We start from the raw sequence: 18,773 nt of genomic DNA on the forward strand, positions 1-18,773 counted from the left end.
CAACCCCTGTGGGAGCGGGCTTGCTCGCGAAGAGGGAGTGTCAGACAGCCCATTTGTTGTCTGACACAGCGCATTCGCGAGCAAGCCCGCTCTCACAGTTTCTCCGGTTCGACTGACTTTTTGAGCAAGACCAAATGACTCACCTGCCCGCACCTTTGCGCTGGCTCTACTCCCTGGAATGGCGCCGGGGCTTCTTCGACTGGGCACGCAGCGACGGCGTGACCTGGGTCTACATCTTCAAGGTGTTGATCGCCGCATTCCTGACCCTGTGGCTGGCGATGCGCCTGGAACTGCCGCAACCGCGCACGGCGATGATCACCGTGTTCATCGTCATGCAGCCGCAGAGCGGCCAGGTGTTCGCCAAGAGTTTCTATCGCTTCCTCGGCACTCTGGCCGGGTCGGCGATGATGGTCACGCTGATTTCCTTGTTCGCCCAGAACACTGAACTGTTCCTCGGCTCGCTGGCGATCTGGGTCGGGATCTGCTCGGCCGGCGCCGCTCGTTGCCGCAACTTCCGTGCCTACGGTTTTGTGCTGGCCGGGTACACCGCCGCGATGGTCGGCCTGCCGGCACTGGCGCATCCTGACGGCGCGTTCATGGCGGCGGTGTGGCGGGTGCTGGAAATCTCGTTGGGGATTCTCTGCTCGACCCTGGTCAGCGCCGCGATCCTGCCGCAGACCGCCAGCGCGGCGATGCGCAACGCCTTGTATCAGCGCTTCGGTGTGTTCGCGTTGTTCGTCACCGACGGCTTGCGCGGGCGCAGCAAACCGGAGGCGTTCGAGGCCAGCAACGTGCGCTTCATCGCCGAAGCGGTGGGGCTGGAAGGGCTGCGCAGCGTGACCGTGTTCGAAGACCCGCACATGCGTCGCCGTAACGGTCGGCTCAGTCGCCTGAACAGCGAATTCATGGGTATCACCACCCGTTTCAACGCCTTGCATCAGTTGCTCGAACGCCTGCGCCGCAACGGTGCCGACCATGTGGAAGCAGCGATCAAACCGGGTCTGCAGGATCTGGCCGAAGTGCTCGACGGCTTCAGCGGCCGCGCCCTGACCAGCCCGGATGCGGCGCGTCTGGTGACGGCGCTGACGGCTTACAAGGAAGGGTTGCCGGCGCGGGTGCGCAGTCTGCGGGCGGCCTTCCAGGAGAGCGATCCGAGCGACGCCGAGCTGCTGGATTTCCACACCGCGTACGAATTGCTCTATCGCTTCGTCGATGACCTGCACGGTTATGCACAGACCCACGCCTCGCTGGCCGATCACAGCCACGAGCGCGAACGCTGGGACGAACCGTTCACCCCGCAAACCAGTTGGTGGGCGGCCGCGGCTTCAGGGATTCGAGCCGCGTTTATCCTCGTCGTACTCGGCAGTTACTGGGTCGCCACCGCGTGGCCGAGTGGCGCGACCATGACCCTGATCGCCGCTGCCACCGTGGGCCTGTCCGCCGCCACGCCGAACCCGAAACGCATGGCGTTCCAGATGGCCTGCGGCACGTTCCTCGGGGCGTTGATCGGTTTCGTCGAGATGTTTTTCATCTTCCCGTGGATCGATGGTTTCCCGTTGCTGTGTGTGATGCTCGCACCGGTGATCGTGCTCGGCTCGTTCCTCGCTTCGCGACCGCAATACGCCGGTGTCGGTCTCGGTCTGCTGATCTTCTTCAGCACCGGTTCCGTGCCGGACAATCTGACGATCTACAACCCGTACACCTTCATCAACGACTACATCGCCATGGTCATGGGCATGCTGGTCTGCGCGGCGGCGGGCGCGATCATTCTGCCGCCGAACAGCCGCTGGTTGTGGCGACGCCTGGAGCAGAATCTGCGCGGGCAAGTGGTGTACGCGATCAGCGGCAAACTCAAGGGCCTGGCGTCGAGTTTCGAAAGCCGTACCCGCGACTTGATGCATCAGGCTTACGGCCTGGCGGCCGGTCAGCCGCAGGTGCAGAAAAACCTGCTGCGCTGGATGTTCGTGGTGCTGGAAGTCGGTCACGCGATCATCGAGTTGCGCAAGGAGCAGGCGATCCTGCCGGTGCACCCGGCGTATGCCGAATCGCAACCGTGGCGGCAGGCAATCCGGGTCATGGGGCGCTCGCTGGTGCGGCTGTTCCTGCAACCGAATTCAAGCAATCTGGAGCGCGCACTGGTCGCCGTCGATCACGCGATCAGCCGGGTCGCCGCTACCGATGAACCGTTTGCGCCGCACTTCGATACCTCGGCGCTGCGGCGGGTGAAAAGTTACCTGCACTTCATCCGCACCTCGTTGCTCGACCCGCAATCGCCCCTTGCTGCCTATGCCATCGCCAAGCCCGAAGGACTTGCCCATGCCTCGTGAAATCGCCTTCCACGGCGTGTACATGCCGACCATGACCCTGATGTTTTTCGTCGCCGCGGCACTGGCCTGGGCGCTGGACCGGTTCCTTTCGGGGTTCGATCTGTACCGCTTCTTCTGGCACCCGGCGCTGCTGCGCCTGAGCCTGTTTACCTGTCTGTTCGGCGCGATGGCGCTGACCGTCTACCGTTGAGTCTGAGAATTGTCCCGATGAAAAAGTTTTTCAGCCTGCTCGCGACCCTGCTGGTGCTGGCCCTGGCGTTGTGGATCGGCCGTACGTTGTGGGAGCACTACATGAACACCCCGTGGACCCGCGACGGCCGGGTGCGCGCCGACATCATCAACGTCGCCGCCGACGTCACCGGTGAAGTGGTGGACGTGCCGGTACGTGACAACCAGTTGGTGAAAAAAGGTGATCTGCTGATGCAGATCGACCCCGAACACTATCGCCTGGCGGTGAAACAGGCGCAGTCGCTGGTGGCTTCGCGCAAGGCCACGTGGGAGATGCGCAAGGTCAACGCTCACCGCCGCGCCGACCTCGACAACCTGGTGATCTCCAAGGAAAACCGCGACGACGCCAGCAACATCGCCGACTCCGCACTGGCCGATTACCAACAGGCCCAGGCGCAACTGGAAGCCGCCGAACTCAACCTCAAACGCACCGAAGTGCGGGCGGCGGTGGACGGCTACGTGACCAACCTCAATGTCCATCGCGGCGACTACGCCCGTATCGGCGAAGCGAAAATGGCCGTGGTCGACATGAACTCGTTCTGGGTCTACGGCTTCTTCGAAGAAACCAAACTGCCCCACGTGCGCGTCGGCGACAAAGCCGACATGCAACTGATGAGCGGCGAAGTCCTCAAGGGCCACGTGGAGAGCATTTCCCGCGGCATCTACGACCGCGACAACCCGGAAAGCCGCGAGCTGATCGCCGATGTGAACCCGACCTTCAACTGGGTGCGCCTGGCGCAACGGGTACCGGTGCGGATTCACATCGATGAAGTGCCGGAGGGTGTGCTGCTGGCGGCGGGGATTACCTGCACCGTTGTTGTGAAGCAGGACGCAGTGGATAACTGACAGACCGAGTCGCTGCCAATCGCGAGCAGGCTCGCTCCCACACTGGATCTGTGCCGCACTGAAGATCCCATGTGGGAGCGAGCCTGCTCGCGAAGAGGACAACTCGGTCTGTTTGGAAGATGCCCAATAGCTACTCGCTGCAAAACGTTTCGTGCAGATGCCGCCAGATCACCCGTCCGGATTCGGTTTTTTCAAACACCACAGTTGAACGTCGATCCGTGTGCAATCCGCTCGCATCGGTCTGCTGTTCGCGATAACTCACCGTCGCGCCGCGTTCATGCAAAGCAATCCCGCGAAGCTCGTCGAGCTTGATCCTGAACCCGCTCTTCTTGCCGCCCACCGTTTGAAACAGCGCACGCAAGGCCTCGAAATCCAGCACGCGCCCCAGCGGCGTCACCATGGAAAACCGTGGCGAAAAACGCGCCAGCAATCGTTCAAGCGTTGCCTCTTCTTCCTCCACGGCAAACCATCGTTCGATGGCCTCATGGGCCCGGATCACTTCGTCAAAATAGTCGGTGTAGTCAGTCATGTGGATTTTTCCTGAAGGTGAGGTGAGCGCAGAAGGGCTAGCACTTTTGTCGAGTCGAAACGCAGTACGGCGGCCATCGGCAACAGCGTGAGCAGTGCAGCGGCGAGAAAGCAGTACTTGAATCCGTTGGCGCCCAAGGCACCCAGCAATGAACTGAGCAGCGCTGCGCCGAGGCAGAAACCGAGCTGGCGGTTGATGTTCCACAGGGCGCTGGAGTGGCCCATTTTTTCCGGCGTGATGCCGACAAATGCCAGGGTCTGCGCGGTGACGCTGCACAGACTGCCGCCCAATCCCATCAGGGCATAGGCGAGGATCAACGGGACGCTGGCGGGTTGATCGATCTGCATCAGCACGACGATGCCAAGGCATTGCAGCAGCATGCCGACAATCAGCAACGGCCTGGGACCGGTCCGGTTGAAGCTGCGTTTGCCAAGCATGATCGCCACGCCCGAGGCCGCCGCCCAGGCCAGCATCAGCGCCCCGGTTTGCGCTGCACCGAAACCGAGGTCGTGCAGATACAACACGGCAATCATGTTGGTGCCGGTAAAGATGCCGGGCACAAACAGATAGATCAGCATCGCCAGGCGCAATGACGGGTTCTTGATCAATTGCAGATCAAGGACTGCACCCGGTCTGTTCCAGCCATCTCGCAGGTAGATCCACAAGGTGATGACGCTGAGCAGCAGGACACCGCCCGCGAGATGTCGGGTTGCGGGTGCACTCGCCAGACTCACGGCAATCAACAACAGACTCAGCGCGGAAACGGCCAGCAGCAGGCCGCGAGCGTCCAGTGTCGGGCGTTCACTCCCTGTCTGATCCGCTTTCAACCAGAGCAGGCCCAGACCGAAAGCGAAAAGTGCCACCGGCATGTTCAGGTAGAAAATCCAGCGCCACGACAACGTCTCGACGATCAAACCACCCGCCGCCGGCGACAGGGCCGGCACCATCAACGCCACCAGCAAAACCACACCGGTGAAGTGCGCGCGTTGTGTCGCCGGAAACTCTCGATAGGCCAAGGCCTGACCGACCGGAAGCAGCAACCCGCCACCCAGTCCTTGCAGCAGTCGCCAGCCGATCAGGCTTTCAATCGAGCTCGCCTGAGCGATGAGTCCGGAGGCGATCCCGAACAGCAAAAGCGAACCGAGGATCAGCCGCCGCTCGCCCACCCGTGCAGCCAGCCACACGCTCAACGGAATGATCAGCGTCAGCCCGAGCATGTAGGCGTTGGTGATCCAGGCCAGTTGCGTTACCGAGGCGTGCAGCTGTGCGGCAATGTCCGGGTAGGCAATGCTGGCGGCGAACATGTTCAGCAGGTCGAGGGCGAACCCCAACAGATACACCAGCGCGACTTTCGAGCGATAGGCCATGGCAGCTTTCCTGTGATGAGGCGTGCAGGGTAGTGCGCTGGTGGCAATAGAAATACGCTGGTTTGGCTGCTAGTTTGTCAAAATTATTTTGACAGGGAGCGCTGTGAACATGGTCAGCCTGGATCGATTCGATACCTTCAAAGCCGTGGTCGAGGCCGGCTCGCTGACCGCCGCTGCCGACACGCTGGGGCAAACGCGGGCGGTGGTGAGCTTCAACCTCAAGCGCTTGGAAGAAGAGTTGGGCGTCACCTTGCTCACCCGCAACACCCGGCAACTGGCCCTCACCGATGCCGGCGAACGTTTTTATCGGCGCTGCCTGCGCACGCTGGACGAAGCGCGGCTTGCGATCGAGGAAGCACGTTCAGAGCACTCGCAGCTCAAGGGCACCCTGCGCATCACCACGACCGTGGAGTTCGCGCTGGCTCAGGTGGTGCCGGCGCTGGAAGTGTTTCGTCAGCAGCAGCCGCAACTGAACATTCACTTGTCCACATCTTCGACCCATGCCGATCTGATCTCCGAACGCTTTGACATGGCGATCCGCCTGGGCCGCATGCACGACTCCAATCTGCGGGCAGTGCAGTTGTCGACGTTCGAGGTATTTGCCGTGGCGGCGCCGGGGCTGGTCGAGCGATTTGTGCCGGTCGATACGCTGGCGGTGCTGGAGTCGATGCCGACGCTGGGGCATGGGCGAGTGCCGGAAATGACGGTCAGCGACCCGGCCGGCACCGAGCATATCTATCAGCCAAAACCGGGAACCACCGCCATCGTCGCCGACAACTCGGCGACCCTGCGCGCCTTTGCACTGACCGGGCAAGGCGTGGCGATTTTGCCGCAATGGCTGATTCAGGAAGACCTCGACGCCGGGCGATTACAGCGCTTGTTGCCGGATTACCGCTTCGCCCAGCAAGGCGTTTACGCGCTGTACCCGGACACCCGGCACCTGCCATTGAAGGTGCGGGCGTTCATTGATTTCATGAAGGGCTGGGGCTGAGTGTTGGCTGGCCTGGCCTCTTCGCGAGCAAGTCCGCTCCCACATTTGGAATGCATTCCCCTGTGGGAGCGGGCTTGCTCGCGAAAGCGTCAACTCGGTCTCAGAGCTTTGCGCGCAAGCCGAAGCGCTTCATCAACGTTAATTCCAGCAATCCTTTCGGTAACAACGTCGCCAGCAACGGCAATGCCCGGCTGCCATTGCCGATGCGGATCAGTCGCGGTGGCTTGCTCTGCTGCACAGCCTTGAGCAACTCGGCGGCGAAGTCGCTGGCCGGGGTCGGTTTGTCCTGCGAGGCCTTGGCCCGCGCCCGAATGCCTTCGCGTAACGGAAACCACGGCGATTGTTCGTTGATCAGTTGTTCGGCCTCATGGCCGGCATTCTTGGCGAAGCTCGATTGAATCGCCCCCGGCTGCACTTCCATCACGCGAATGCCGAACGGCGCCAGCTCCATGCGCAACGCATCGCTCAACGCATGCACCGCCGCTTTCGACGCGCAATAGGCGCCGGCAAATGGCGTGACCAGCACCCCGGAAACACTGCCGACATTCACCACCAGACCCTTGGCCCGGCGCAGCACCGGGAACAGCGCACGGGTCACGCCGACAATCGAAAACACGTTGGTTTCGAACTGGCGCTGCATGGCCGCAACACCGCCGTCGAGCAGCGGGCCCATGGCGCCGTAACCGGCATTGTTGATCAGCACGTCGAGGCCGCCGTGTTGCTGGTTGATCCGCTCGGCGAGTTGTTCCAGCGCTGCGTTGTCATTGACGTCGAGCTGCACCGCCGTGAACCCGGCCGTGCAGAGTGCCGCGACATCTTCAGCCTTGCGTGCACTGGCCCAGACCTCGTACCCGGCGCTTTTGAAGGCATCGGCGAGCGCGCGGCCGATGCCGCTGGAACAACCGGTAATCAACGCAACGGGCATGGCGCATTCCTTGTGCAAAAGTGTGGGGGAGGGGATCAGTCGGAGAAACTACCCTGCAATCGCTCGGCGCGAAACTCCAGGGTTTGCGGGCGATAACCGGGTCGCAGCGGTGGCAGCGGCAAACAGTCTTCCCAATTGCCGCCGGCCTGCAATTCGCCTGGGCCGCGATAGCGTGGGGCGGCGTATTGATTGTCGGCCAGGTTCACGGTGTCGCCCGGCGCATACGCGGCAATGCGCCAGCGCAGTTCGGTCAGCGGCACGTCGTTGCCGTTGTTCATCTTGAGCAGCAGCGGCCGGTCGGCAGGGCATTGTTCGGGGGCATAGACGATGCGCAGTTCAAGGCGCGCCAGTTGCTTGACCTCGCGGTTGTCCAGCCACACCACCCACATCGCCACCAGCCCGAGGCCCACAGCGGCAGCCATCGACACCGGCAAGGCCTTGGCCGGGTAGCGCAACAGCAGGATCAGCCAGGTGATGACCAGCAAGACGCCGATGAACATGTTCGAACGCTCCTTGAACTCGTGATGACCATCCTACCGAAGGGGCGCGGGAATGGACATTCACGGATTGAGCGAAGGTGCCGTTGGTCGGAACTGTAATTTCTGACAGTGGCCGAACGAGCGCTGAGCTTGCTCAGATACCCGAGGCAGAAAGACATGCCGGTCGCGCGGGGAGCGCGCTCCATGAGTTTGCACATCAATACGCCGAGGATGTCTGCAGTCGACCTGCGCGGTCTGACGGTCCGCACGGTCGACTATTGTCGGGTCATCGACGGCGGCCCGGTCGAGCCACGGATCAACCGCGTCCTTCATGACCTCGCGGGGCGTGCGGTGAAGCAGTGGGATCCGCGGCTTTGGCTGTCACAGACCGGCGACCCGCTGACACCGGCCAACCTGGCGCAGGTGTTTGCTCTGGACGCCACGGCGATTCGTTCGGACAGCGTCGATGCCGGCACGCAAATCGAGCTCAAGGGATTCGCCACGCAAACGGTGTTCAGTTGGGACAGCCGCCAGACTCGCCGCCAGATCGAACACGATGACCTGCTGCGACCGGTCGCTATGTTCGAACAAGGGGCAAGCGAGCCTCGGCGTTGCGTCGAGCGCATGACCTACGGTCGTCCCGGTAGTGGGGATCAGTCGCGAAACCAGTACGGTCAGCTGATTCGTCATGACCATCCGGCGGGCAGCGTACTGTTCAACGGGTTTGCAATCAGCGGTCAGTGCACCGAAGACACCCGCCATTTCACTCTGGATCCGCTAACACCCGACTGGCCGGAGCTGGAAGCGGATCGTCTGCGGCTGCTGGAACCCGGCGCCGGTGCGACATCGCGGTGGCGCCATGGTGCGCTCGGCGATGTACTGGAGCAGACGGACGCCCGAGACAACCGACATACATTCGCGCTGACCGTCGATGGCCGCTTGCGCGAGCGTCGCTTGCAGTTGAGGGGTGAGCCTGAACAGATCCTGATCAGCGATATTCACTACAACGCTTATGGCAGTATCGAGCAGGAAACCGCTGGCAACGGTGTGCAGACCACCCGCGTATATCGGCCCGAAGACGGTCGCCTGATGGTCCGTCGGGACGAAGACACTCACGGTGGAGTGCTGCAACACTTACATTATGGATACGACAGGACTGGCAATGTCCTGAGTATCGAAGACAAGGCGCTGCCGATCCGTTACTTCGCCAACCAGCGCATCGAGCCGGTCAGCCGCTTTGTCTATGACAGTCTTTATCAGTTGATCATGGCGTCCGGCTGGGAAGCCGGGAGTGCCAGTCAGGGCCCACATTCGATGGGGCGCGTCGATCCGGCGGCTGTCAGTAACTATCAGCAGACTTACGATTATGATCCCTCTGGCAACCTGCGCAGGCTGACTCATGCAGGCGCACAAAGTCATGGGCGCAAACTGCAACCGGCGAGTTACAGCAACCGCGCTCTGCCTTATGACGACGCACCTCCCGACGACGCTCAAATCGAAGCCGCATACGACCGCAGAGGCAACCTGTTGCAGCTGGAACCGGGGCGGATACTGAACTGGAACCTGCGCAACCAACTGCAATCGGTCAGCCCGGTGGAGCGTGCCTCCCGGCTCAACGACCAAGAGGTCTATCTCTACGCGTCTGGCAGTCAACGAGTACGCAAGATCCGCTCATTACGAACCAACGCCCGCACCCTGGTTTCCGATGTGCGCTATTTACCTGGACTGGAATTGCGCACCGACAACGGCACCGGCGAACGGTTGCAGGTCATCATTGCCGACAACGCTCAAGTACAGCACTGGGAAAGCCCGCCACCTTCGGGAATCGACAATCGGTATCGATACCAACATGTCGATCATCTGGGTTCGGTCTGTCTGGAAACCGCCGCTGACGGTGCGATGATCAACCGCGAAAGGTTTCACCCTTTCGGTACCAGCGCATGGCGGGACGGCGAATTCAGCTGCAAATTCGTTCGTTACTCGGGCAAGGAGCGCGATGCCTCCGGGTTCGACTACTTTGGTCTGCGTTACTACATCCCATGGCTGCAACGCTGGTCCAGTGCGGACCCTGCCGGTCATGGCGACGGTGCCAACCTCTACCGAATGGTTCGCAACAATCCGCTCACCTTCACCGATGACGAGGGGGCGGTCACGCGTAGAAGGCTGGCCAACGGATTGTGGCAACCTGTTATCGCGACGGGGGCTGATCGAATGATGGCCGGGGCTCTGGAGGTGAAAAGCGGCGCACCTCGGCGCGGAGTGCCCGCTACAGGCAGCTCTGGCAACATCCGAAAGGCGCTGGAGGTTGGCGAGCTGGGCAGGATTGAAGTCAGTACCCAACTGCTGGACCCCGCTCCCGGACGTTACTCGAACGAAACCGTCGCGCAGTTGAGCCGCCGTAACGGTGGCGCAGAGTTTATTTTCAGTGTGGATCGCATGACTTATTCCGGTGCTGGCAGTGGGGAATTCAATGCTTTGCGGATCGTCGATATTCCCAATGGCGAGATCCCTGACCAGAACAACGCGGTATCCGGGTATTGGGCGCCTCAGGGTGGTTATGTCGATATTCCGCTGCATCCGACAGGCACTCAGCCTGACTATGTATTTACCCCCGGTTTCAGCGGTTGCTCACTGACGGTGGATCAACTCAACGACAACGTGCTTCGTGTCCGGCATGTGGAAGGCGGAAAGGAAAATGCCCAATACAACGATCTCTCCGAAGGCCACGGAATGGGGCAGGCCGCCGCCATGGAATATCAGGATTACGGTTATGCACCGGATGATCAGGGCCGTCAGGAAAACCTCACGACCGGTTTCGCTTTCATGAAGTACGACCGCAAACAGCAGCAATGGAACATCCATTATCAGACCATTCAGGGCTCCAGCGGAATCGAGCGTTACAGCCCTGGCAGCACCGGCTTTTTCAAGAAAACCAATGCATCGGTTTCGGTTTATCCACAGACACGTATCAGGAAAACCATGAGCCGGGCAGTCATTCCGAGTGACAGGCGCAAGACGGGCTGAAAAAAAGCCCCCGCCCAACCCGCTGCGGATAGGGGACGCAGCGGGCTGGACGGGGGCTTCTTGTTTTGCGCAACGCTTACTGCGCGATGGTTTTCACCGACACGCCGCGTTCGATCGGGGTCGAGCGACCGTAGATGTCTTCGAAGCGCTCGATATCGTCTTCGCCCAGATACGAGCCCGACTGCACTTCGATGATTTCCAGCGGGATCTTGCCCGGGTTGCGCAGGCGATGCACCGAGGCGATCGGGATGTAGGTCGACTGGTTTTCAGTGAGCAGGAACACGTTCTCGTCGCAGGTCACTTCGGCAGTGCCGCTGACCACGATCCAGTGTTCGGCGCGGTGGTGGTGCATCTGCAGCGACAGGCATGCGCCCGGCTTGACCGAGATGTGCTTGACCTGGAAGCGCCCGCCCATGTCCACCGAGTCGTAGGAGCCCCACGGACGGTAGACTTCGCAGTGGTTCTGGGTTTCGCTGCGGCCCTGCTCGTTGAGCGTGTTGACCATCTGCTTGACGCCCTGAACCTTGTCCTTGTGGGCAATCATCATGGCGTCCTTGGTTTCGACCACCACGATGTTCTCCAGGCCGATCACCGACACCAGTTTGCCGTTGCCGTGGATCATGCAGTTCTTGCTGTCCTGGATCACCACATCGCCCTTGCTGACGTTGCCATTGGCGTCCTTCTCGTTGACTTCCCACAGCGACGACCAGCAACCGACATCGCTCCAGCCGGCGGTCAGCGGCACCACGCAGGCGCGCTGGGTTTTTTCCATCACGGAGTAGTCGATGGAGTTGTCCGGGCAGCAGGCGAAGGTGGCTTCGTCCAGTGTGACGGTGTCAGCATCCTGCTGGCTGCGCTCGAGGGTCAGCAGGCAGGTGTCGTAGATGTCCGGATCGTGCTTTTTCAGTTCTTCGAGGAAGCGGCTGGCGCGGAACAGGAACATGCCGCTGTTCCAGTAGTAACCGCCGGACTCGACGAACTCGGTAGCGCGTTTGACGTCCGGTTTTTCCACGAAGTGCGAGACGCGGCTCACGCCTTCGGGCAGCAGCGAATCACCGGTGGACTTGATGTAGCCGTAACCGGTTTCCGGTTTGGTGGCCGGCACGCCGAACAGCACCATCTCGCCATTTTCAGCGGCGACGGTGGCCAGGGCGAGGGCGCGTTGCAGGGCTTTCTGGTCTTCGAGGACGTGGTCGGCCGGCAGTACCAGCATCAGTTCGTCGCGACCTTCATTGACCAGCATCATCGCGGTCAGCGCCACGGCCGGCGCGGTGTTGCGGCCGAACGGTTCCATCAGGATGCGCTGGCATTCCAGATTGCGGCTGGCCAACTGCTCGTTGACGATGAAGCGGTGATCCTTGTTGCAGACCACGATCGGGGTGTCCATGCCTTCGAACACCAGACGCTCGAGGGTTTGCTGGAACAGCGTGTGTTCGCCGGTCAGGGCGAGGAACTGCTTGGGAAACTGCTTGCGCGAAAGCGGCCAAAGACGTGAACCGCTACCACCTGACAAGATCACCGGAATCATATTGTTTACTCCATAAAATCGATTTGTTTGGGCTTTTGTGGGAGGGGGCTTGCTCCCGAAGGCGGTGTTTCAGTGACATCAATGTTGAATGTCAGACCGCTTTCGCGAGCAAGCCCGCTCCCACAGGGGGAACTGCGTCAGTTCAGGAAAATTTGTTAGCGAGTCGACACCGGGCGTTTCACCCAGACTGGCGACAGGTTGCTGCCGTTGCCGGTGACGTACAGCACGGCTGCTTCACCGCGCTCCAGGGCAACCGGCTTCACATCGCCGACTTTCTTGTCGCCCTCGTACAGCGCCAGGCTGACTTTCACCGGGTTGATTTCACGCTCGCCACGGCCCTTGGCGGCCACGTTCGGCACCACGTCGGTCTTGCCGTCGGCGGTCTTCAGGGTCAGCGGCTTGTCGCTGAGGTTCTGCACGCGCACCAGGGATTTCTGCTTGTTCTTGAACGGCGGTTCTTCGATCAGTTGCGGCGCGCCGGAGGCGTTGTTGACCAGGGTGTAGTAGTGGTCACCGGCGAGTTTTACCGGCAGGGTCTGGCTGCCGACCTTGGCGCTGTAGTCACCACCCGGCATGAAGCTGAAGTCGCTGCTGGCCAGCGGCGCAACGTCGCTCAGGTTGGTGCTGCCGACGGTGGCGCTGACTTCAGCGTTGCTGGCGTTGTAGACCCGTACGAAGGTCGAGCCTTTCGGTGCGGTCGGGCCGTACAGCGCGGCGTCACCACCGGCAAAGGCCTGGACCGACAGCACGCTCAGACCCGCGACCAGAGCGAAGCGTTTAGCGAGACGACGAGGAGTTGTAGTGAAAGTCATGGTGGACCTCTCTTTCAGTTTTGCGCCCGATCGGGCGTCTCGGATTTAGTGTTTACAGCTACGTTTTGTTGGCGCGCGCCGGCTTGTTTAAGCTCTGCGACCCACTGCGGGTCGGCGTCGCCGATTTCGTTGTTCACAGGCAGATATCGTTCAGGAAACTCCCAGATCAGCACCTGTGGCGGGCTGTTCTTGAAGTCATCGCTTTTCAGGTAGCTGAGCATCGGCAGGATCGGGCCGTGGCCGTCTTCTGCGTAGTTGACGACGTCGCTGTGCAGCGCTTGCTTGAGCGCACCGACGAAGTTCCAGTTGGGGTTGGCGCTGTAGCTGGTGCCGATCAGCGCCACCGGCACTTCGCTGTTGGCGAACAGCGCGTCGTCACCGGCAGGCTGCTCGGTGGCGGCCACGGTGTTGCGCTTTTGCAGCGGCTCTTTGGCCGGCATCAGGTTTTCGAACAGCGGATCCAGCGGCAGGAACAGACGCAGGTCGCCCTTGTGCGTGACCTTCTCCGCCGGCGTGGTGACGAAACGCTGCGGCTCGCCGCTGAGCGGGAACTTGTCGGCGATGGTTTTGGCCAGGGTGTTGGCGGCGATTTCCGCGCCTTCCGGGGTCCAGTGGGTGTCGGTGCGCAGGAACACTTGCTGACCGTTCTGCTTGGCCGTTTGCAGCGGGCCGAGCAGGTCGGGGGCGAGGATCTTGTCCGCCGCGACACGGGCGTGGAAGTCCTGATAGAGGTTGGCGTGGATGCTCGCCGGTTTCACTTCACCCAGGTGTTCCGGGTACAGGCGAACCTTGGCCGGCACGATCGCCATCACCAGTTTCACGCCTTTCTCTTTCAGGGTCTGGCGCACGCCTTCGACCAGCGCGTAGTTGCCTTGCAGGTTCAGCTCTTCGTTGACGATCGGGTTGAATTCCTCATCGCTGTACAACCACTGATCGCGACCGAGCACCACGCCCGGACGACCTTCGTTGAACAGTTTGAAATCCAGCGCGGCCCAGAGGTTGGTGCCCAGTCGCTTGATCGGGAATTCATCGTCGTAGTGGGTTTCCACGGCTTTGGTCCAGCGGCCGTTGAGCACCGTCGCGTCGGCGTTGGTACTGAAGCCGAAGAAGCTGCGCACCGACCACAGACCGAGCACCAGCAGGGTCACCAGAAACAGTGCGACATAGAAGATGCGTAATGAGCGGGTCATGTCAGATCCCTCAGAACTGGAAGTAAAGGAACGGCGAGAAGCTTTGCGCCGAGAGTTTGAAAATCGAGGCGATGAACAGCAGCAGGATCAGCCCGCGCATCACGTAGCGCGACCAGTCCGCCGTCCAGTACGCCGGTTGCACCTGGGCTTCGACGCCGACGGTGTAGCCAGGCTCGTGGATGCTTGCCGGGTTTTCGCCAGGCGCTGCCTTGATCAGGCCTGGTTGCGCACCGGCAGGGCCGTCGCTTTCGACGTTGACCGCAGGTTTGGTCTTCACCGGTGGCTGGTTGGTGTACAGATCACGCAGACCGAAGAACGCCAGGGTCACGTAAGCCACCACCAGGGTCGCCACTTGCAGACCGGTCAGGCTGGCGCGGTTGAGTTCCGAGAGCGACCAGTCGCCGAAATTGAACATCGCGCCATACATGCGGCCGGCGACGTGCAGGTTCTCGGCGCGGAAGATCACCCAGCCCATGACGACCAACAGGAATGTCAGCGCCCAGCGGATCGGGTTGAGGCTGCGCGGCGCGGTGTTGAGGCCGAGCATTTTTTCGATCGCCAGCCACATGCCGTGCCAGGCACCCCAGACGATGTAGGTGATGTTCGCGCCGTGCCACAGACCACCGAGCAGCATGGTCAGGAACAGGTTGCGATAGGTCATCAGCGTGCCTTTGCGGTTGCCGCCGAGGGTGATGTAGAGGTAGTCACGCAGCCAGGTCGACAGGCTGATGTGCCAGCGGCGCCAGAACTCGGTGATCGACTGGCTGATGTACGGCTGCTTGAAGTTTTCCATGAAGCGGAAACCCATCATCAGGCCCAGGCCGATGGCCATGTCGCTGTAACCGGAGAAGTCGAAATACAGCTGCGCGGTGTACGCCAGCGCACCGAGCCAGGCATCGCCCGTGGTCGGGTTTTGCAGGGCGAAGCAATGGTCGGCTACCACGGCCAGGGTGTCGGCGATGAAGACCTTTTTGATGAAACCCTGCATGAACCGCGTGCAGCCCTCGGAGAATTTGTCGAGGGTGTGGGTGCGGTTGTTGAACTGGTCGGCCAGGTCACGAAAGCGCAGCACGGGACCGGCGATCAGGTGCGGGAAGATCGCCACGAACGCCGCGAAGTCGATCAGGTTGCGGGTGGCCGGGGTGTCGCCGCGATAGACGTCGATGATGTAGCTGATCGACTCGAAGATGTAGAACGAGATACCGATCGGCAGCAGCACATGGGTCAGGATGAACGGCTCGAGACCGAACGAGGTCATGATCGCGTTGATGCTGTCCACGCCGAAGTTGGCGTACTTGAAGTAGCCGAGGATGCACAGGTCCACCGCCACGCCGAGCAACAGCCAGCGCTGGGCCGGTTTGCTGCGTACGCCGGCGGCACCGACTTTCAGGCCGATCCAGTAGTTCCACAGGGTGACGCCGGCGAACAGCGCCAGGAAGTCCACCCGCCACCACGCATAGAACACGTAGCTGGCGATCAACAGCAGCAGGTTGCGATAGCGTTGCCCGCTCAGGTAGTACAAGCCGAGAAAGATCGGCAAGAACAGAAACAGGAACACGTTGGATGAAAATACCATCCCGATCTCTCCATGTTTGAACCAACAGTCAAGGGCCAAAGCCCCCCCAAACCCCCCGTGGTGTTGGAGGGGTGAAACGGTGTTTCTTCGAGGGTGTGGGTGGCCTTGCGACCGCAGCCCTCACCCCCGCCCTCTCCCGGAGGGAGAGGGAGCCTGATCTCAGTTGTTGCCAAAATTGAGATCGGCTCGGTCTTTCCTATTGCAGCCAATGGCCCCTTGTTTCGATCGCTTTCAAAACCTGAGAACCACTCGGTAGCTCAGGTCGGCGGATCTCTCAAAAGCACCTCGGTCAGTCCCCTCTCCCTCCGGGCGGTCCGACGTTTCGGGAGGGTTAGGGTGAGGGGCTTTTGACTTTGGCTGCTCAAGAACCCTTGTTACCTTTCTCATGCGACGGGTCGTAGACCTTGGTCAGGTCGCCACCGAGGCGAAAGGTCTTGAACGGCTGCATCCCGTGCTTCTTCTCCAGCACATCCGGCGAACAGGTGTAGAGGGTGCAGAACGGTTCGAGCCAGGCGAATTTCATGTCCTCTTTCAGATCGGTCATGTCCTGTTCCTTGCCGTTCTTCTTCTCGAACTGATCCGGGTCTTTCACCCCGGCCAGCACCCGGTCACCCAGACGCTTCAGCGCGCCGTTGTTTTCCTGGCGCAGATCCACACCGTTGACCTGGGCAAAACTGGCGATCATCGCCAGCGGCGGCAGGGCGTAGTTGTGGTAGGCGAGGGCGCGTTGCTGGCGCTTGAGTTCGTTGGGCAGGTAACCGTCGGCATCGATCTGGTTGACGCCGACCTTGTATTCCTTGACCGCCCAATCGAACAGGTCGCGGCGGTTGGTGGCGATGGACGTCGCCATCACTGACCACGCCGCCCAGTACGAGTGGTTGTTGGTTTTTTCCAGCGGCAGGTTGTCCCAGTCGCTGACCACCTGATCGGCCATTTTGCTGAACCAGGCTTCGATCACCTGCGCTTCCTGCTGATGCTGCGCCAGTGGATGGGAGTCGGAGAACTTCAGGCGAATGTACGAAGAGGCCATGCTGCCCAACGCCCATTTGCGCATCGACTTGCCGGTGTGGTTGAAGTCCTTGGACATCAACGCATCGGCCTTGGCCCACGCCGTCAACCAGTTGAGCGTGCAATCGAGCTGTTCCGGACGACCGTCACGCATGAACTGCATCACCCGTTTGGCGGTGCCGCGCTCCAGCGTGGTGATGTCTTTGGTGGTGTCGCGGAAGGCTTTTTCCGACTGCACGTTCAGCGTCGCGCGAGCCTTGTCCGAGCCTTCGTATTTGCTGCGAAATTGCAGCGGGCCGGTGTAGGGCGCCGGCATCGAGTCGCAGCCTTCGCTCTTGTCGCCGGTCTTGAATTTATCCACAGCGGCGAAGTAGCCCTGAGGCGGACGCAATGGCGCGGCGGCCTGAGTGGCCCCGGCGAACATCGCCAGTGTCAGCAGGGAAGGCGCAAGCAGGTGTTTGATCGTTCGGTTTCGCATGGCAGACCTCATTGCCCGACCTGAGCAGTTTGTTGCCCAGCACCCGGGAATACGTTGCGTTTGCAGATTTTCGCTTCGACTTTCTGTGGCGCGGTGCCCGCATCCGGGCCCTGGACTTCGACGGCCAGCAGGTTCTGCGAGGCCCAGTCTTCGTCCGTGCGCAACTCAAAGGCGAAACGACCGTCGGTGTCGGAGGTTTCCGGTTTCTCGATCTTGATGTCCTCGTGGCGACCGTTCATGTACCAGAGGGTGGCTTGCAGTTTTTTCACCGAGGTGTCGGCGAAGCGGATGTCGACCTGATGGCCGCTGTTCTGCAGGTTCAGGTTCTTGCTGTTGACCAGCAGCTCCTGTTTGCCGCCGGGCTTGAGCGTGGTGCTGGCGGACATTTGGGTTTCCTTGCCTTCGCAACCGTTATCCAGCAGCGCCATCATCTGGCGGTAGATGGTTTCCTGGTCGAGGCGATACAGCGGCGAGAATTCCCAGATAAGGATTTTCGGCGGAGTCTTCTGGAATTCGTCGCTGCCCAGGTACTGCAGCATCGAACCTTCCAGACCGCCGCCGGGGAAGGCAACGTTGAGGATGTCGGCGCCGATGGCTTCTTCGAGGAAGCCTGCGAAGTTGTAGTTCTTGCCGCTGTGGGAGGTCCCTACGAGGGTGATCTGCGGGTTGCCGGAATCGCCGAACAGATCGCCGTCACCGGCTTCACCTTTCGGCTCGGTGGTGAACTGATCCATGTACTGGATCGCGTAACTGGTGCCGCACAGTTGCCCGGCCATGTTGTGCAGGGTGCCGGTCTTGCCCATGCGCCCGGAGCGTTTGGTCTCGAACTCACGCTTGGGAATGTCGGCGAAGGCCGGGATCTGCTTGACCTTCTCGGCGACGATTTTTGCCGTGCGCTGCGCACCGTATGGCGTCCAGTGCTGGTCACCGCGGAAGTAGAAGTCGTGGGCGGGCAGGGTGTCCGGCAGCGATTCGTTGGTCAGTGGCGACAGGTCCGGCACCACGTAACCCATTTGGGCGAAACGGCCGAGCATGGTCTTGTAGTTGCCCAACGCTTTCTCGTAATCGAACGCGGCTTTTTCTGCCGGATTGAGCTTGTTGCGATTCACCAGACCACGGGTCGGCTGGTAGACAATCACCAGTTCGACACCTTTGGCCTTGAACGCATCGTGCAGCTGTTGCAGGCGTTTGTAGCCGGCCGGGGTGGTGTTGAACTCGGTGCGCAGGTCTTCCTGGGTCCGGAACAACCAATCGCCCTGGGCCTGCACCAGTGTGGTGAAGTTCTGCTGATAGCGCGTGGTGTAGTTCTTCGCGTCATGGGCGGCGGGGCACAGGCTGCAGCAGGGTTCGGCCGTGAACTTCGGCGGCTGGACTTCATCCGCGCGCACGCCGTTGCTGGCCGCCAGAATGCCTACGGTCAGGGCCGACAGGCTGAGTAATTTGATCAGGTGTGGGTGCATAAAAT

15 protein-coding genes are annotated in these 18,773 nt (G+C 61.1%); 5 read left to right on the plus strand and 10 right to left on the minus strand.

The window, feature by feature from the left end:
- The first annotated feature begins 134 nt into the window (after nt 1-134).
- The 3 genes from J5M72_RS09365 to J5M72_RS09375 are packed head-to-tail and all read left to right on the plus strand — an operon-like array spanning nt 135 to nt 3,401.
- Entirely contained in the window at nt 135-2,327 is a 2,193-nt protein-coding gene (locus J5M72_RS09365; RefSeq protein ID WP_207865312.1) for an FUSC family protein, read from the plus strand.
- On the plus strand, nt 2,317-2,517 hold the full coding sequence (locus J5M72_RS09370) for a DUF1656 domain-containing protein (RefSeq protein ID WP_003221811.1): 201 nt from the start codon (nt 2,317-2,319) through the stop codon (nt 2,515-2,517). The genes J5M72_RS09365 and J5M72_RS09370 overlap by 11 nt, the downstream gene beginning before the upstream one ends.
- A 17-nt stretch (nt 2,518-2,534) precedes the next feature.
- Complete coding sequence (locus J5M72_RS09375) at nt 2,535-3,401, plus strand: HlyD family secretion protein (protein WP_085611394.1); 867 nt, start codon at nt 2,535-2,537, stop codon at nt 3,399-3,401.
- A gap of 130 nt (nt 3,402-3,531) precedes the next feature.
- On the opposite strand, the gene J5M72_RS09380 is transcribed toward J5M72_RS09375, so the two are convergent.
- Nucleotides 3,532-3,930: a DUF4440 domain-containing protein gene (locus tag J5M72_RS09380; RefSeq protein ID WP_207865313.1), complete on the minus strand. Its 399-nt coding sequence runs from the start codon at nt 3,928-3,930 to the stop codon at nt 3,532-3,534.
- Nucleotides 3,927-5,297, minus strand: coding sequence for an MFS transporter (locus tag J5M72_RS09385; RefSeq protein ID WP_207865315.1), 1,371 nt, complete (start codon nt 5,295-5,297; stop codon nt 3,927-3,929). Before J5M72_RS09385 ends, J5M72_RS09380 begins: the two co-directional genes overlap by 4 nt.
- Nucleotides 5,298-5,406: 109 nt before the next feature.
- On the opposite strand from J5M72_RS09385, the gene J5M72_RS09390 reads away from it, so the two are divergent.
- Nucleotides 5,407-6,288, plus strand: coding sequence for a LysR family transcriptional regulator (locus tag J5M72_RS09390; protein ID WP_207865317.1), 882 nt, complete (start codon nt 5,407-5,409; stop codon nt 6,286-6,288).
- Between the two features lie 100 nt (nt 6,289-6,388).
- Here the strand turns inward: J5M72_RS09390 and J5M72_RS09395 are convergent, their stop codons facing one another.
- Nucleotides 6,389-7,213 carry an SDR family oxidoreductase gene (locus tag J5M72_RS09395; protein ID WP_207865319.1) on the minus strand — a complete coding sequence of 275 codons (825 nt, stop codon included), beginning with the start codon at nt 7,211-7,213 and terminating at the stop codon, nt 6,389-6,391.
- Between the two features lie 35 nt (nt 7,214-7,248).
- A complete protein-coding gene (locus J5M72_RS09400; RefSeq protein ID WP_169428948.1) occupies nt 7,249-7,713 on the minus strand; it encodes a multidrug transporter in 465 nt (154 codons plus the stop codon).
- Between the two features lie 183 nt (nt 7,714-7,896).
- Between J5M72_RS09400 and J5M72_RS09405 the strand changes: the two genes are divergently transcribed.
- The gene (locus J5M72_RS09405) at nt 7,897-10,716 is read left to right on the plus strand and encodes an RHS repeat-associated core domain-containing protein (protein ID WP_243433256.1); all 2,820 of its coding nucleotides are present in this window, start codon (nt 7,897-7,899) and stop codon (nt 10,714-10,716) included.
- Nucleotides 10,717-10,792: 76 nt separating this feature from the next.
- Here J5M72_RS09405 and J5M72_RS09410 read toward each other — a convergent pair whose 3' ends face one another.
- The 6 genes from J5M72_RS09410 to J5M72_RS09435 form a co-directional block, all read right to left on the minus strand.
- Complete coding sequence (locus J5M72_RS09410) at nt 10,793-12,244, minus strand: mannose-1-phosphate guanylyltransferase/mannose-6-phosphate isomerase (RefSeq protein WP_169428949.1); 1,452 nt, start codon at nt 12,242-12,244, stop codon at nt 10,793-10,795.
- Nucleotides 12,245-12,399: 155 nt separating this feature from the next.
- The gene (locus tag J5M72_RS09415; RefSeq protein WP_085608134.1) at nt 12,400-13,056 is read right to left on the minus strand and encodes an alginate O-acetyltransferase AlgF; all 657 of its coding nucleotides are present in this window, start codon (nt 13,054-13,056) and stop codon (nt 12,400-12,402) included.
- Nucleotides 13,057-13,070: 14 nt separating this feature from the next.
- On the minus strand, nt 13,071-14,246 hold the full coding sequence (locus tag J5M72_RS09420; RefSeq protein WP_169428950.1) for an alginate O-acetyltransferase: 1,176 nt from the start codon (nt 14,244-14,246) through the stop codon (nt 13,071-13,073).
- A 10-nt stretch (nt 14,247-14,256) separates the two neighbouring features.
- Nucleotides 14,257-15,822, minus strand: coding sequence for an MBOAT family protein (locus J5M72_RS09425; RefSeq protein WP_207865320.1), 1,566 nt, complete (start codon nt 15,820-15,822; stop codon nt 14,257-14,259).
- 361 nt (nt 15,823-16,183) lie between these two features.
- The gene (locus J5M72_RS09430; protein ID WP_207865321.1) at nt 16,184-17,308 is read right to left on the minus strand and encodes a mannuronate-specific alginate lyase; all 1,125 of its coding nucleotides are present in this window, start codon (nt 17,306-17,308) and stop codon (nt 16,184-16,186) included.
- An 8-nt stretch (nt 17,309-17,316) separates the two neighbouring features.
- On the minus strand, nt 17,317-18,768 hold the full coding sequence (locus J5M72_RS09435; RefSeq protein WP_169428953.1) for an alginate O-acetyltransferase: 1,452 nt from the start codon (nt 18,766-18,768) through the stop codon (nt 17,317-17,319).
- Between the last annotated feature and the right edge of the window lie 5 nt (nt 18,769-18,773).

Source organism: Pseudomonas sp. 58(2021) (assembly GCF_017491585.1).
GTDB lineage: Bacteria > Pseudomonadota > Gammaproteobacteria > Pseudomonadales > Pseudomonadaceae > Aquipseudomonas > Aquipseudomonas fluorescens_BT.